The sequence below is a fragment of the Pseudohalioglobus lutimaris genome, from assembly GCF_002866825.1.
Lineage (GTDB): Bacteria > Pseudomonadota > Gammaproteobacteria > Pseudomonadales > Halieaceae > Halioglobus > Halioglobus lutimaris.
This window is the reverse complement of the sequence record NZ_PKUS01000001.1, coordinates 311,808-327,113: the sequence shown is the minus strand read 5'-3', so window position 1 is coordinate 327,113 and position 15,306 is coordinate 311,808. Positions and strand designations below refer to the sequence as shown.

The window sequence follows — 15,306 nt, the reverse complement described above, 5'->3', positions numbered from 1 at the left end:
CTGATATTGCAGCTTCAGGGCGCTTGCTACGCTGCTTGCAGGGGTGAAAAAATCACTGTTCAGGCGGGCTCATGCTGGTTATGACTGATATGCTCTGGCAAGCTGATTTTGAGGACACGCCTATGCGCTACCTGTATAGCGCCCTGTTTTACCTGTTGGTGCCAGTTCTGCTGGTGCGCATGCTGCTGCGGTCGCGGCGAGCGCCGGCTTACCGCCAGCGCCTGGCCGAGAGGTTTGGTGTATTCAGCTGTCCCCGGCAGGTGACCGAGGGCAAAGTCATTTGGGTGCACGCTGTGTCAGTGGGCGAGACGCTGGCAGCGGCTCCGTTGATAGAGCAACTGTTAGCGCGCTGGCCAGAGCATCGCCTGGTCGTTACCACTACCACACCCACGGGTTCTGAGCGGGTTCAGGCGCTGTTCGGCGATCGTGTATTTCATGTGTATTTACCCTGGGACATTCCCGGTGCCGTGTCCCGATTTCTGCGTAAGGTGCGCCCCGAACTGCTGGTGGTGATGGAAACGGAATTGTGGCCCAACATGCTGCATTACAGCCACCGGCAAGGCTGCCACATAGTGCTTGCCAACGCGCGCCTCTCTGCGCGCTCCGCCCGTGGTTACGCTCGCTTCAGCAAGCTGACCTCCGGCATGCTTAATTCGCTTGGCAGCGTCGCCTGCCAGGCGTCAGCCGACGGTGAGCGCCTGCTCGCGCTGGGGCTGCCGGCTGAGCGTCTGCATATTACCGGTAGCATCAAATTTGATATTGACCTTGATGAGCACCTGCAGGACCAGGCCCGGTCATTGCGGCTGGCACTGCAGAACCGCCCCGTGCTCCTTGCCTCCAGCACTCACCAGGGTGAGGAGGAATTGATTCTTGATGCATTTTCAATAGTGCGAGAGCGGGTTCCCGGGCTGCTGTGTCTGCTGGTTCCCCGGCACCCGGAGCGGTTTGAGTCGGTGTATCAACTCTGCCTGTCGCGTGGTTTGCGAACTGCGCGGCGTTCTGCGGCAGAGGAGGTGAGTGCGGAGCACCAGGTACTCCTCGGGGATACCATGGGTGAGTTGCGCCTGCTCTCCGGCGCGGCCGACGTGTGTGTAATTGGCGGCAGCTTTATCGAACACGGCGGACAGAATGTGCTGGAAGCCGCCGCCTGGGGTGTGCCGGTAATCAGCGGGCCACATATGTTCAATTTCAGCGAGATTACCACCATGCTGCTGGAGGCCGGAGGCATGATTCAACTGCAGGGAGCGGCGGAGCTGGGGCCGGCTTTAGAGCAACTACTGGTGGATGAGGCGCGGCGGGAGGCGATGGGGGCGGCCGCTGCCGCTGTGGTAGCGGCCAATCGGGGCGCCCTCCATCGATTGCTGGGGCTGATAGCCAATGAGATGGCCGATGCTTGAAACCCGTGCAGTGCCGGATTCCAGTCAGGCCCTGGCAGGGCAGTAAGCGGTTACTTGCTGCTTGCCGCGGGTGCCGGGGGTGTCTGCAGGAATGAGTCCAGGTTGATCACATCCTGCGGGCTCAGCAGCCCCGCCTGTTCTTTCAGGCGCATCATGTTATTGATGTAATCATAGCGGCTGTTCGCATAGTCACGCTCGGCGGCGAACAGGGTGTTCTGGGCGTTGAGCACATCCACCACGTTGCGGGTACCCACTTCATATCCCGCCTGGGTAGCGTCAAGAGCGCTGCGGGAGGAGACGATGCTCTGCTTGCGTGCTTTGACCCGGGAGACATCGCTGATCACAGTCATATGCAGTGACCGGGTATTGGTCACAGTCGTGCGGGTGAGGTTGATGCGTTGCTCGCGCACGGAGTTGAACTGCTGAGCAGCCTGCCGCCGATTGGCGCTGATAGCGCCGCCTGAATATAGTGGAACATCGACGCGCAACTCCCAGTAATCCCCATCAGTGGAATTGAAGGGTGAGCTGTTGAACTGGGTGTCTGGTGTGATGGTGCGCCGGCCGTCGGTCTGCGTATCGGAATAAGTATAGTTGCCGCTAATCACAAAGCCGTGCTCCAGCGCACTGGACCTGGCGTTCTGCCTGGCAGCCTCTTCACCGAATTTGGCCGCTTTCAGGTTGTAGTTGTTTGCCAGAGAGAAATCCACCCAGGCGGCGCGGTCCAATGGCTCGGGCGGATTGATTTCAAAGTCTTCCTTGAGGATATCCAGGTTGCTGTGGGTCTGCCCGGTCAGCACCGAAAGCTGCTCCAGTGCAACCGCCACATTGTTTTCGTCAACGATGCGGTTGACCTGCGACAGATCATAAGCGGCCTGAGCCTCATAGACGTCGGTGATCGCGATGAGGCCAACCTCAAAACGCTGCTGTGTCTGCTCGAGCTGGCGTTCAAAGGCGCGCTCCTGTGCCTTGGAGGCCTCCAGGTTGTCCTGTGCACGCAGCACACCCAGATAGGCGTTGACCACGCGAACAATCAGGTTCTGTTGGTTGCCGGCGAACGTGGCCTCAGCCTGTTTACTCTGCTCCTTGCCGGCCTTGAAGCTGAACCATGCGGGCAGGTCGAACAAGGCCTGGTTGAGGGAGACCTGGAAGCCATCGCTGATGGTATCGTTGGTTGTGGTTGTGTCTACGGTGACAATCCCATCTTCGCCAAACTGGAAGCTCTCTGCGTCGGTGTCGGTGTCCGAACCGGATCGAGAGTATTTGGCGCCGACCTGCGGCAGCAACGCGGACAGGCCCAGGTTCTCTGCTTCTCTATTGGCGAGGTACGTGGCTTCTTCAGCTTTCAGCTGGGCGTCGTTTTCCAGCGCCAGCTCGTAGATGTCCAGAAGTGACTCGGCTCGAGCCGTCAGCGTTCCCAGGGTAAGTGCCAGCGCGACCAGCGCGACTCCGGTCCGTCTCATGTTTTTTCCTCATTGGTACGAATCAACGCAAAGAACTGCGCGGTGATTCTAACAGTCCCTGCGCAGTCTTGCATTGTGTGAACTGAGGCGCAAAAATTCGGCTAGTTTTGACTATCGCAGATGTTAAACTCGCAAGGTTTGTTGCACTCGATATTGGTTTTGCCCCCCTTGGGGAGGTGGTTGTGGAGACACTAAGTGGTAGAAAAGGCGCGTAACAGAGCGTTCAAGCTAGATCTCTCGGAGTTGCACGCGATTTGCGACGCTAATTATGCGCGCCTTCTTCGCCTGTTTCCCGACTACGAGAGCTGTAATCTTCGCGAATTCAATGTAGGGCCCTCCAGGATACGCCTGGAAGTGATGGAGCGCTGTCGGTACACCACCATATTCTGCCTGCGGCAGCAGCATGCCGAGGCGCGCTGGTTGGGCAGCCTTCGGGTTGAAGTGCGTGCCTACCACGATGCCGGCATGCTGGAAGTAGCGAGTTTCCAGTCTCATCAGCGTATCCAGCCCCGTTACAGCTATCCCAACGATAAAATGCACCAGCAGGATGAGAAATCACAGCAGAACCGTTTTCTGGCCGACTGGCTGGAGCATTGCCTGGGGAATGGTTTGAGCACACAACCCATAACGGTGAGGGCGTGAGTGACACCTCCCCGGTGAGCAACCCATCAACTTCCGCCGGGCCCTGTAAACTCACGACTGCGGGCGACACGGTGCACCTGGTGCAACTGACCGATACGCATCTGTGCGCCGAGCGCGGCGGAACGCTGTTGGATATGGACACCGACCGCTCCCTGCAACTGGTGATAGAGCATGTACTGCAGGAGCGCCCGGTGATCGACGGTTTGCTCTGCACAGGCGATCTCTCCGACCGGGGCTCGCGTGATGCTTACCTGAGGCTGACCGAATATTTGCAGGCCTTCTCGGCGGAGAGTTTCTGGTTGCCGGGGAATCACGATGATAGAGGGCAGATGGAAACTGCGCTGCAGGGGCAGGGCTGTCTCTGCGGTGAGGTGCAGGCAGGCGATTGGCAAGTCCTGATGCTTGACTCCCAGATACCCGGGGAGGTCGGTGGCGAGTTGGGCGAATTGGAGCAACAGCGTCTGCTGGCGGCACTGGAGCGAGCACAGGCAGAGGGTCTTTTTACACTGGTTTGCCTGCACCACCAGCCGGTATCCATAGGCAGCGCCTGGATAGACCAGCAAAAACTGGCCGATGCGGAGCGGTTCTGGGAAACGCTTGAGCGCTTTGCCGGTGTTCGCGGTGTACTGTGGGGCCATGTGCATCAGGAGATCGACTGGCTGCGGGGTGATATCGCGCTGATGGCCAGTCCTTCCACCTGCGTGCAGTTTGCTCCGGGCAGTGAGCGTTTCAAGGCCGACGACAGGCCGCCGGGTTACCGCTGGTTGGAGTTGTGCAAGGACGGCAGCATCAACACCGGTATCTCCCGGGTCACTGACGCAACCTTTACGGTCGATCTGGAGTCCGGCGGTTACCTCTAGGTCGTCCGGCCAGTTTCAATTTTTTTCGTTCCCGGCGTCGCCAGCTTCCCGGCCTCATGTACAATGAGTCGGATTCCAATCCTGCAGTTTCAAGACGTTACCCCATAAAATGAGCCAATATACCGCCGAAGATATCGAGGTCCTCACGGGACTCGAACCCGTTCGCAAGCGTCCGGGTATGTATACGGACACTACCCGTCCCAACCACCTTGCCCAGGAAGTGATCGATAACTCGGTCGACGAGGCCCTCGCCAAACATGCTGACCTTATCGATGTGGTCCTGCATAAAAACGGTGCGGTGTCAGTCAGCGACAATGGCCGGGGTATGCCAGTGGATATTCATCCTGAACAGGGCAAGCCGGGGGTGGAGGTGATACTTTCCACCCTGCATGCCGGTGGCAAGTTCTCCAATAAGAATTACCAGTTCAGCGGTGGTTTGCACGGCGTCGGTGTGTCGGTAGTCAACGCGCTGTCCAGCGAATTGGTGGTCACTATCCGGCGTGATGGCAGCGTGCACCAGATCACTTTCGCCGATGGTGAAAAGACCTCGGACCTGACCGTGATCGACAGCTGCGGCAAACGCAATACCGGCACCACTGTCATGTTCACGCCCAACGGCAAGTACTTTGATTCGGTGAATTTCTCTGTCTCTCGACTGGTGCACGTGCTGCGTGCCAAAGCGGTGCTCTGCCCCGGGCTGCGGGTGAAGTTCAAAGACGAGAAAAAAGGTGAGAGCCAGGAGTGGTACTACGAAGACGGTCTCACTGACTATCTGGCTGATGCCACTATTGATTATCCGGCGATCCCGGAACAGCCATTTGTGGGCAGTTTCAGTGGCAGTAACGAAGGGGTGGACTGGGCCGTGCAATGGTTGCCCGAGGGCGGTGAAGTGATCGCCGAGTCGTATGTGAACCTGATTCCAACTGCCCAGGGTGGCACCCACGTTAACGGCCTGCGCACGGGCTTGCTCGATGCCATGCGCGACTTCTGTGAACTGCGCAGCCTGCTCCCGCGCGGTGTCAAATTGACGCCCGACGACATCTGGGACCGCTGCTGCTATGTACTGTCATCCAAGCTGGAAGACCCACAGTTTTCCGGTCAGACCAAGGAACGTCTTTCCTCCAGGGAGGCAGCAGCCTTTGTTTCCGGTGTGGCCAAGGACGCCTTCAGCCTGTGGCTGAACCAGCATACGGAAGAAGCGGAGAAGCTGGCGGAGATGTGCATCAACAATGCCCAGAGCCGTATGCGTACTGCCAAGAAAGTGGTGCGCAAGAAAGTCTCTGCCGGCCCTGCACTACCCGGCAAACTCGCCGACTGCTCCGGTGAGGACCCCAGTCGCGGGGAGCTGTTCCTGGTCGAAGGCGATTCAGCCGGAGGAAGCGCCAAGCAGGCCAGGGATCGCGAATTCCAGGCCATCCTGCCCCTGCGTGGCAAGATTCTCAATACCTGGGAAGTGGACTCGCAGGAGATTCTGGCGTCCCAGGAGGTTCACAATATTTCTATTGCCCTGGGTATTGATCCGGCGTCTGACGACCTCTCCGGCCTGCGCTACCATAAGGTTTGCATCCTTGCGGACGCGGACTCCGATGGCCTGCACATCGCCACCCTGATCTGCGCCCTGTTTGTGCGCCACTTCCGTGCCCTGGTCTCGGCGGGTCACGTATTCGTCGCCATGCCGCCCCTGTATCGCATCGACGTGGGCAAGGAGGTGTTTTATGCGCTGGATGAGGGTGAAAAGCAGGGTATTCTGGATCGAATCGAAGCGGAAAAGCTGCGTGGCAAGGTGAACGTACAGCGCTTCAAGGGTCTGGGCGAGATGAATCCGCTGCAACTGCGTGAGACCACCATGGATCCCGATACCCGCCGCCTCGTGCGCCTGGTAATGGACTCGGGTGACGGCACCAATAACATGCTGGATATGTTGCTGGCCAAGAAACGGGCATCCGACCGCAAGGCCTGGCTGGAGAAGAAAGGCGACCTCGCCGAAGTAATCTGACCTGTCCGGCCTGCTTCGCCGCAACAAGCCTGTCCGCAAGCGGGCCAGCGCCAGGACGGGCAGGTGAATTCCAGCAATAAACAGGAGATTTGGAAATGAGCATGCGACAGGTGATGATGGGGTTTTTCCTGACGACCGCGTTGATAGCGACTCATGCATCAGCACAGTGGGAGCTTAACGATTCCGGGTCAACGATAAACTTCATCTCGGTGAAGAATTCGACGATTGCAGAGATGCACAGTTTTCCCTCACTGGTGGGCTATATCGGTGAGGAGGGCCATGTGCAGGTGACGGTTAATCTCGACAGTGTGGAGACGCTTATTCCGATTCGCAACGAACGAATGCGTGCCATGTTGTTCAACACGGCCGAATTTCCCGCTGCCAACGTGTCTGCCAGATTGGATCCGGCGGTCCTCGCTGAAGCGGCCCTGGGCGGCACCGTGAGCACGGAAGTGCCGGTCAGTCTGTCCTTGCACGGGGTGGAACAGAAGGTCATCGTTCCCCTGCTGGTGTTCAGCGACAGCGGTAACCTGCGGGTGGTGTCTGCGCGTCCGGTCCTGCTCAGGGCGGGTGATTTCGGGCTGGTCGCCGGCGTTGAGGCTCTGCGCAATGTGGCCGGCCTGGCGGCGATCAGCACCGCCGTTCCGGTCACCATCAATCTCCAGTTTCAGCGTGTGAAGTAAGTACTTGCTACATCAGCAGCTCAATAATGGAAAGGTTTCCCTGCATTTTGTAACCCAGGGAGAAGGGCCGTTGGTCATTATGTGCCACGGTTATCCGGGTCTATGGTACAGCTGGCGTCACCAGATCCCGGTACTGGCAGAGGCCGGTTACCGGGTCGTTGCCCTGGACATGCGCGGTTACGGGCGCAGCAGCCGGCCACTTGAAGTGGAGGCCTACGGCCTCGATCAGCTCAGCGAAGATGTGCTGGCGGTGATGGACCATTTCGGCGAGGAGCAAGCCGTGCTGCTGGGACACGATTTCGGCGCCAATCTCACCTGGCATATGGCGGTGCACTACCCACAGCGACTGCGTGGCATTGCCCCGCTATGCGTGCCCTATGATATGGAACTGGCGGGAGGTTGCGATGTGCCGCCCTCGACCCTGTTCGCCGCCATTGCCGAAAACCATTTCTTCCACATGCACTACTACCAGCAACCGGGGCTCGCCGAGGCCGGCGTGAGAGGGCGTGAACGAGAGTTTCTGCGGAGGCTGTTCTGGGCGCTTTCCGCCCGCGGCAAATTACTGAACTGGGAGAACTTCCCCGCTGCAGGCACGCACTACCTGGACGTGCTGGAAGTACCAGCGGAGGACTTGCCCTGGTCGTGGCTCTCCGTGGAAGATCTCGATTACTACACCCGTGAGTATCTCTGTGCCGGACCGGAGCTGGCGATAATCGGTGGTGCCAACGCTTACCGGGTGATGGACTACAACTGGGCTTTAACGCGCGGTACAGCCCATGCTCCGGTGCTGGTTCCCACGCTGTTTGTAGGCGGCGCCGAGGACCCGGTGATTAAACTGGCGGGTGATGCGCCACTGGCGCACATGCAGGATAAAGTCGTGGACCTGCGTGGCGTGACCCTGTTACCGGACGCGGGCCACTTTATTCAACAGGAACAGCCGGAACGCCTGAACGCACTGCTGCTGGAGTTCCTTGCCGGCCTCTAGAGGGGCGTAGCAATGTCCAGGTGGAGAAATTTGCCCACGCCGTCAAAGAACATTTGCACCGATATGATGACCAGGATCATTCCCATCAGTCGCTCAACCGCGATCAGGCCGCGGTTGCCCAGTGCCTTGAGCAGTAATGGCGCAGACATCAACAGCACTGCTGATGCGGCCCATGCTCCCACCAGTGCCAACGTCCAGTCGAACATGCGATCCGGGTCGGATGAGACCAGCAATACGGAGATTGCCAGTGCCGAGGGACCTGCCACCATGGGAATTGCCAGCGGCACAATAAACGGCTCCCCCTCAGGTGTTTCGCCCAGCAGGCCATAGGGCGAGGGAAAAATCATACGAATTGCGATCAGGAACAGGATGATGGCACCGGCAATACTGATAGATTCCTGCTTCAGCCCCAGTAAGTCCAGCAACACGCCGCCGAACCAGAGGAATATCAACAGCACCATCAGCGCGATCAGCAGCTCTCTCGCCAGCACCCACTGGCGCCGTTTCGCGTCTACATCCTTGAGCACCGAGAGGAAGATGGGTACGTTGCCCAAAGGGTCCATGACGAAGAGCAGGGTAATGAAAGCGGAAATCGTATCCACGCGGGGGCTCGCTGGGTTGTCGGGGGAGTGACCTAGAGTATAGAGCTATAATCAGGTCGATCCTAATTCCCTAGTGCGCCAGAGCAGTGGTGTTATGCTGGGGAGGAGTTTCGGCGAGCTGTGCCCGGCTGGGGCAGCCGCCGGTACCGCCGGTGCAATTCGCCCAGGGAGGTGTCCGCATGCGTAAGCTCATCATTCTCCGGCAACTGGCGTTGCTGTCCGGGTTGCTGGCCCTTGTCGCATGTGCCGGGCCCGGCCCTGCTCCCAGCCAGGCGGCCCAGGCGTACAGCCGTGCAGCGCTGCTGGACGGTTCCGTTCTGGGTCTGCCGCCGGAGCTGAAGCCCCCCGCCCCGCAACTTCTCGCCGTAAATGATGACATGCGAGCCTTTTTGGCAGAGCACACGCCTCGCAAAGCGAACAAGAAACAGAAAGTGGAGCAGATTCTGCGCGCGATCCTGGATGATGGTCTGCGGCTTGACTACAACCTGTTTCACACCCTGACCGCGGAGGAGGCATTCTATACCCGCGAGGGGAACTGCATGTCCTTCACCAACCTGTTTGTGGCACTGGCGCGGGAGGCAGGTATTCCGGCTCGTTTCCAGGAGGTGGAGGTACCACCCACATGGGAAGCCAGGAATGAGACCTGGCTTTACAACAAGCACCTCAATGCCGTGGTCGACCTGCCCGGCGGCAGTATGATGGTCGACTTCGCCATGGAGTCTTTCGATACCGAATATAAAAGGCACCTGCTGGACGATGAGGAAGTCCAGGCTCGCTACCATAACAATATGGGTGTGCACCTGATGATGGATCATGAGTTTACCTCGGCCTATTTGCACTTTTCACGGGCGATTTCCCTGGCGCCGGATACCGGCTACTTCTGGACCAACCTGGGCAGCCTTTACCGGCGTGCGGGTGAGGAGGCCGCCGCGGAGGCCGCCTATTTGCGGGCAATCGATGTTTCGCGCGAGCCCGCGGCAATGAGTAACCTGGCCAGGCTGTATCGTCAGCAGGACAAGGAGAACCTTGCCGTGTGGTATGAGGGTAAAGTTGAGCTGTTCCGCTTGCACAATCCCTATTATCTCCATGAACTGGCGCTGCAGGCCTTCGAGGCAGGCGATTATCCGCTGGCGGTGTCCCGCTCGCGGTCGGCGTTGAGACTGGATAAGGCGCAACATGAGATATACCGTTTGTTGGGCCTGAGTTATGTGGCGCTGGGACAACTGGATGATGCAGGCGAGGCGTTCACAGCTGCCGCCAGGCTGGCGGAAAGTGACGAGCAGAAAGCCGGCTATTCGAAAAAAATCAGGCTGCTGGCCGGTCATTAGGCCGCAGCCTCCACATGCACACAGGAAGCGACGGCTTGAGCAACGCAGCAGAGGCGCAGGGGACCAGCAGCGGCTGGGATGTTTATTGGCAGGGTATGCGCGGCAACCCGGCACATAAGGAGGGCGGGACCCATCAGGCGCCGCTGCAACAGTTGTGGCGCGAGCTGTTCAGTGACAGCCGCTATGCCACCGGGCAGCCACGTTGCCTGGAACTGGCCTGTGGCAGCGGCGCGGTTTCCGCCCAGGCCGCGGCAGTGTCACCGGCGCTCGCGCTGACCTGCACGGATGTCTCTGCCAGTGCTCTGCAGTTGGCCGGGGCGTCATTGCCCGGGGCCACTTTGGTTGTTGCCGATGCCGGGAAATTGCCTTTTCGGCCGCAGTCGTTCGAACTCGTGTTCAGTCAATTCGGTGTCGAGTATGCGGGTACAGCTGCCATGCAGGAGGCGGCGAGTATGGTGGCGCCTGGCGGGCAGCTGGCCCTGGTTGTCCATATGGCTGACGGCGCGATTTACCGCGAGTACGCCGTAAACCTGGAGGCGGTCGAGGCGCTGCGAGACGCTGAGGTTCTGTCCCTGGCGCGAGGGGCGTTTGTAGCGGGCTATGCTCTTAATGGGGGCACTGGCTCCGTCGCGGCTTTCAAGGCGGCAGAGCAGGCATTTCAACCTGCTGTTCGGTCTCTTGAGGCGATTTTCAGGCGTTATGGCGAGGCCGTCGCGGATGGACTGCCGCGTCAGCTCTACCGCGACATAGCACACATGTATCCACGTATGTCAGCTTACCAGCCGCAGGACATTTTCTCCTGGCTGGACACCATGGCGACCGAGTTGGACGCATATGAAGTAAGGCTGACTTCGATGCTTAACAGCGCCATGGACGAGGCGTCAGTGCAGGCATTTACCGCGGCCTGTGCAGGCTCTGGGCTAACAGTACAACGACGGGAAGTGCTGCAAATGGGTGAGCCAGAGAGTCCGTCGGGCTGGCTTCTGGTGCTGGAGCGAGTAGCGGCTTAACCGCCGTCCACAATTGAAGTGCCGTGCAGTGACCCGCGTTGAATGCGGTCTGCCGCCTCGCGGCTTTCTTGCGCGGTTCTATCCCACTCCGCGTTGGTCATGCACACTTTCTTGCCAATACGGCTGCCGGTCTCGGCATACCGCTTGCAACGTATGGCATTGGGGTCTTCTACGTCCGCCTGCATGGCCACTTGTTGCTCCGCTCCCGCTCCCGCGCTTGTGCTGCTGGCCGCGGTGTCACTGTCTTGATTGCTGGCACAGCCCGCAGCGAGCGCCGCAAATAGAAGAGCAGGGGTCAGATTCTTAAAACGCATCATGGATCAATCCTCTCGCTGAGAGGCCCTAGTGTCAGCCCGGGAGGTACTCGCGTCAACTGGAGGTCTTTATTTTGTTGGATGAAAAGGTTTCTTGCCCTATTGGTCTGCAGGTTCTCTATAAGCTGCTAACCTGCAAGAGTGTCCGGTTGGTTTTGTTAGCTGGTAGAGGTGTTCGCATTGCGTCCAATGCTGTGTGCATCGGTATGTGTGGTGCTGCTGGGTAGTCCCGCAGCATGGGCAGTCTCGCCCTACCATTCCATTGTGCCGGAAAAGCCCAGGTCGACACCCTATGGTTTGCAGATTGTCGAAAGTGGCGATGTGCTCACGGGGCGGGAAAGCGGTGACTCGGCAGCGCCGCAGGTGGCGCCAACGCCGCTGACGGACAGCGCGTTTCACGCCATGGTGGAGCAGTTTGAAAGCCAGGGTGGCCCCTATGACCCCAGGCTGACTGAGCCTTTGCACACGATGGGCCGGGCTTTTATCGAGAAGGGAGAACCCTTCGAGGCGATGAAAGTGTTCCGCCGGGCTATGCAGGTATCGCGGATCAATGAAGGGCTCAACGGGCCAGCGCAACTGCCGATATTGGACGACATGGTTGAGCTACGCTTGCTGCTGGGTCAGTTCGAAGAGGCAGACCAACTGGTGTCGCGACGTTTCCGCCTGCAACAGGCAGTATATGCCCCGGGTGACGAGAACATGATGCAGGCCACCCGGGAATATCTCGACTGGCAGCGGCAGGCCTATTTACAGGGAGTGGGTGGCAGCTCTTACCTGCGCCTGCTGGACATGCACGACGTTTACTCCGCTAATATTGAGCGACTGAGCCAGAGCAATGGCGCAGATGAAGAAATCATTGCACAGCACTATGACCGTATGCTGGTGGAATACCTCATATCGCGTTATGACGGCGAACGTCAGTCCATGTTGAGAATACAGCTTAGTGGTCCGGCAGACGCTGACCCGCTGTTGAATGGACAGCTGGAGGGTGAGCGCTTCCGCCAGCTGCAGAAAAATAATTTCCGCAATGGTCGCAGGTCGCTGGAAGCGATTATCGAGGCCGCCACCCGTGCAGAGGGGCCAGAATCAGATGCCGTCGGCAAGGCCTACGTGGCCCTTGGCGACTGGTACATGTGGTGGCAGGAAGAAAGCAGGGCATTGCAGCAGTACGAGAAGGCCTGGGCCATTTTCTCTGCATCCGGCGCTTTAGCATCAGCAGAAGAGGCGTTCTTCACCAGACCTGTGGAATTGCCCGATACGCGGGTTTTTCTATCTGACGGGTCGGTCCCCACCGAGAACGTCAAAGCCAGGGCGAAGGTCATGCTCACTGTCTCCCGCTACGGTGAGGCCCGTGAGATTGAAATTCTTGAACAGGAACCGCCCGAGGATGTGGGCGCGCGAGTGGTATTATTCCGCCTGCTGCGCGACGTGCGCTTCAGGCCGGTGATGAAAGACGGTAAAACCGTATCCTGGAGCGGCCTGGAACGCGACTACCGCTACCAATACTGACCCGGGGGTTCCACAATCGATAACAACTATTCGCGTATGCTGCAGCAGGCGCAACAGTACTATGCCGGTGGTCAATTAGCCCAGGCGCAGCAACTCTTCTCCCGGCTGAACGCGCAACAGCCGCAGGCGGCCGAACCACTGGAATTTCTCGCCATGTTGGCTTTGCAAGCGGGAAAGGGAGATGAGGCTGTCTCCTGCTTTCGCCAGCTGACAGAGAATTTTCCAGACAACCCGCTCTACGTAGATCGCCTGGCAAGTCTGCTGGCAAAGCTGGGCAAGCCGCGCGAAGCGTTGAAAGCGTACAGGCGTTTGCTGGATGCCCGCCCGCAGCTGGTCGCCAGCAGGTTCAACTATGCGAGCCTGCTGCGACGTCTTGGCGAGAACGAAGAGGCGCTATCGGCATATCAGCGTTGTCTCGATGACGGGATTGAGCAGCCCGAAGAGGTGCTGTCTACCCTGGGTTCGATTCTTGCAGATCTGAATCGTGACGAGGAAGCGGCCAGTGCGCTCAATCGTGCGCTTTCGCTGAACCCCGGATACGCCCCGGCGCACTATAATCTGGCCTTGTATCATGAGGAATCTGGAAACTGGGAGCGCGCGAAAGAGCACTTTCAGCGGATTGCGCAGGCTGACCCGCTTTATCCGCGTGCCATCGCCCGGCTGGTTCAGAGTGAAACCATTGGCGACAAGCAGCACCCGTTGATTGGTCAGGTTACTACACTGCTCACAAGCGGCCAGTTGCCACCTGAAGTGCAAGAAGAGCTGCACTTCGCCCTGGCCAAGGCACTGGATGATTGTGGGCAGTACACCCGGGCTTTCGGTGAGTGCCAGCGCGCCAACGCGCTGGCGTCGAAGCGCACTAAAGCGTACCAGCGGGAGCGCGAGGAACAATGGGTGACGAGCATCATCGGTCGCGATGAGGCCGCCGACTGGTCCGCGATCCAGCCTGTATCGCAGGCGCCGTTGGTATTTATCTGCGGCCTGTTTCGCTCGGGCTCCACCCTGTTGGAGCAAATGCTGGGCGCACACCCGGGTCTCGTTCCCGGCGGGGAAATCGATTTCTTCCCCCGTCACCTGCCTCCGGGCAACCTGGCTGCAGGGGTGTGTGCAACGCAGGCGGAGGAAGCCGGACGCGCGTACCTACAATACCTGGACAAGCACTATCCAGCGGGTGCACGGGTAATCAATAAACGCCTTGATAACGGCTACTATGTTGGTTTGTTGCGGCAACTGTTTCCTCACGCCAGGTTTTTGCGCACGATGAGACACCCGTTGGATAACGCCGTATCCATCTTTTTCCAACAGCTGGCCGGTGATTTCCCCTATGCGAACAACCTGATGGATATCGGCCACTACTGGCTGCAGCAGCAGCGCCTGCTGGATCACTGGGCGTTGCGCTATCCGCAATCTGTGACCGCAGTCCACTACGAAGACCTGGTGGCCAGGCCGCAGCAGACCCTGGAGCCGGTACTGCTGGGCCTTGGCCTGGATTGGGATGATGCCTGCCTGGCGTTTCATCAACAACGCGTCAGGGTGCGCACTGCCAGCGTGGCCCAGGTGCGCAAACCGCTTTACACCACCAGCGCCAACCGTTGGCAGCACTATGCAGATCAGTTGGAGCCGCTCAGGGAGCTGCTGGTAAGTGAGGGTGCCCCGGGGCTGTTGACCTGACCCGGTCCCTATTTCTGCAGCCAGCCCAGCAGGCTGGTGCGGGCGTGGCCGGCGAAGGGCGCCACCAGCTGCACTGCGTGCCGCTGGGGAATACTGAAAATATTCAGCGTGTTGTAACTGGGCTTGAATGCGGTTTCGATATTGCCGGTTTCATCGAAAAACGCGAGGTAGCCGCCCCAGTCGGGGTTCCAGTCCGGTGTCATGCTGATTACCCATGCGGCGATGCGATTCTGGGTGGTGTGCAGATCATTGTGCTCGGTCAGGAAATGGCCGGGCTCATAGCAACTGGCATAGCAGTCTGAATGGTTGATCTGGGGCCTGTTGGTAAGCGTTCGCATCCAGTTGAGAAAGCCGTCGCTGTTTACGCAGTCGTGCAGAGGGTGCAGGGCATGGCCCGGCTGCTCTCCCAGCTTGATTGCCTGGCTGATGTAGTACTGCTTGAAAAGATACTGGAATGAGCCCCGGGCGCGCCCATATACGTTGGCCATGAAGCGTTGCTGCTGGGCAGGGGCCAGGGCATTAAACTCTGCTGTGCCGCTCTCGAAGTTCTCTTTTCCCTCATTGTATGTGAGGTGCCAGGTCTCATTGCTTGTCAGCAGCTGACGCAGTGTTTTGGCGGAGTCCGCTTCCAGGAAATTGGGCACTTGCAGTCTTCCGCAGGCAGCAAATGCAGCCTGCAATCCCCGGGCGTCGTGGTCGGCACTGATCTTCAGTGTGAAAGACATTTGAACAATCCAACAGGGTGATTGGCATATGATTCTACGCCAATCGCTTCTCCCTGGGCAGCGAACCGGTGCCGGTGACACCTGTTTATAGTGAGTTTTTTCAAGGCAAAAAAAAGGTTCATCG

14 protein-coding genes are annotated in these 15,306 nt (G+C 58.9%); 10 read left to right on the top strand and 4 right to left on the bottom strand.

What is annotated here, in order from left to right; genetic code table 11:
- The first annotated feature begins 71 nt into the window (after positions 1 to 71).
- Entirely contained in the window at positions 72 to 1,397 is a 1,326-nt protein-coding gene (waaA, locus tag C0039_RS01405; RefSeq protein ID WP_232334910.1) for a lipid IV(A) 3-deoxy-D-manno-octulosonic acid transferase, read from the top strand.
- Between the two features lie 50 nt (positions 1,398 to 1,447).
- On the opposite strand, the gene C0039_RS01400 is transcribed toward waaA, so the two are convergent.
- A complete protein-coding gene (locus C0039_RS01400; protein WP_075999671.1) occupies positions 1,448 to 2,857 on the bottom strand; it encodes a TolC family outer membrane protein in 1,410 nt (469 codons plus the stop codon).
- Between the two features lie 195 nt (positions 2,858 to 3,052).
- Between C0039_RS01400 and C0039_RS01395 the strand changes: the two genes are divergently transcribed.
- The 5 genes from C0039_RS01395 to C0039_RS01375 all read left to right on the top strand — a co-directional run bounded on the left by C0039_RS01395 (position 3,053) and on the right by C0039_RS01375 (position 8,023).
- On the top strand, positions 3,053 to 3,499 hold the full coding sequence (locus C0039_RS01395; protein ID WP_075999670.1) for a DUF1249 domain-containing protein: 447 nt from the start codon (positions 3,053 to 3,055) through the stop codon (positions 3,497 to 3,499).
- Positions 3,496 to 4,359, top strand: a complete 864-nt coding sequence (gene cpdA / locus C0039_RS01390) for a 3',5'-cyclic-AMP phosphodiesterase (RefSeq protein ID WP_243391525.1) — start codon at positions 3,496 to 3,498, stop codon at positions 4,357 to 4,359. The genes C0039_RS01395 and cpdA overlap by 4 nt, the downstream gene beginning before the upstream one ends.
- A gap of 109 nt (positions 4,360 to 4,468) precedes the next feature.
- Complete coding sequence (gene parE / locus C0039_RS01385) at positions 4,469 to 6,355, top strand: DNA topoisomerase IV subunit B (protein WP_075999668.1); 1,887 nt, start codon at positions 4,469 to 4,471, stop codon at positions 6,353 to 6,355.
- A gap of 95 nt (positions 6,356 to 6,450) precedes the next feature.
- Positions 6,451 to 7,038 (top strand): YceI family protein, encoded by a 588-nt coding sequence (locus C0039_RS01380; protein WP_101517041.1) that lies wholly within the window; start codon positions 6,451 to 6,453, stop codon positions 7,036 to 7,038.
- A 79-nt stretch (positions 7,039 to 7,117) separates the two neighbouring features.
- The gene (locus tag C0039_RS01375) at positions 7,118 to 8,023 is read left to right on the top strand and encodes an alpha/beta fold hydrolase (protein ID WP_101517040.1); all 906 of its coding nucleotides are present in this window, start codon (positions 7,118 to 7,120) and stop codon (positions 8,021 to 8,023) included.
- Here the strand turns inward: C0039_RS01375 and C0039_RS01370 are convergent.
- Complete coding sequence (locus C0039_RS01370) at positions 8,020 to 8,625, bottom strand: YhgN family NAAT transporter (RefSeq protein ID WP_075999666.1); 606 nt, start codon at positions 8,623 to 8,625, stop codon at positions 8,020 to 8,022. The two genes, C0039_RS01375 and C0039_RS01370, sit on opposite strands and share 4 nt — an antisense overlap.
- 179 nt (positions 8,626 to 8,804) lie before the next feature.
- Here C0039_RS01370 and C0039_RS01365 point away from each other — a divergent pair, with 179 nt between their 5' ends.
- Entirely contained in the window at positions 8,805 to 9,953 is a 1,149-nt protein-coding gene (locus C0039_RS01365) for a transglutaminase domain-containing protein (RefSeq protein ID WP_101517039.1), read from the top strand.
- A gap of 35 nt (positions 9,954 to 9,988) precedes the next feature.
- On the top strand, positions 9,989 to 10,963 hold the full coding sequence (locus tag C0039_RS01360; protein WP_165787007.1) for a class I SAM-dependent methyltransferase: 975 nt from the start codon (positions 9,989 to 9,991) through the stop codon (positions 10,961 to 10,963).
- Here C0039_RS01360 and C0039_RS21165 read toward each other — a convergent pair.
- Positions 10,960 to 11,280 carry a hypothetical protein gene (locus C0039_RS21165; protein WP_207796343.1) on the bottom strand — a complete coding sequence of 107 codons (321 nt, stop codon included), beginning with the start codon at positions 11,278 to 11,280 and terminating at the stop codon, positions 10,960 to 10,962. The two genes, C0039_RS01360 and C0039_RS21165, sit on opposite strands and share 4 nt — an antisense overlap.
- A gap of 177 nt (positions 11,281 to 11,457) precedes the next feature.
- On the opposite strand from C0039_RS21165, the gene C0039_RS01350 reads away from it, so the two are divergent.
- Both C0039_RS01350 and C0039_RS01345 read left to right on the top strand, forming a co-directional pair.
- A complete protein-coding gene (locus C0039_RS01350; protein ID WP_133125920.1) occupies positions 11,458 to 12,786 on the top strand; it encodes a hypothetical protein in 1,329 nt (442 codons plus the stop codon).
- Between the two features lie 36 nt (positions 12,787 to 12,822).
- Positions 12,823 to 14,457, top strand: a complete 1,635-nt coding sequence (locus tag C0039_RS01345) for a tetratricopeptide repeat-containing sulfotransferase family protein (protein WP_101517037.1) — start codon at positions 12,823 to 12,825, stop codon at positions 14,455 to 14,457.
- An 8-nt stretch (positions 14,458 to 14,465) separates the two neighbouring features.
- Here C0039_RS01345 and C0039_RS01340 read toward each other — a convergent pair whose 3' ends face one another.
- Positions 14,466 to 15,182: a 2OG-Fe(II) oxygenase gene (locus C0039_RS01340; protein ID WP_165787006.1), complete on the bottom strand. Its 717-nt coding sequence runs from the start codon at positions 15,180 to 15,182 to the stop codon at positions 14,466 to 14,468.
- Positions 15,183 to 15,306: the final 124 nt, after the last annotated feature.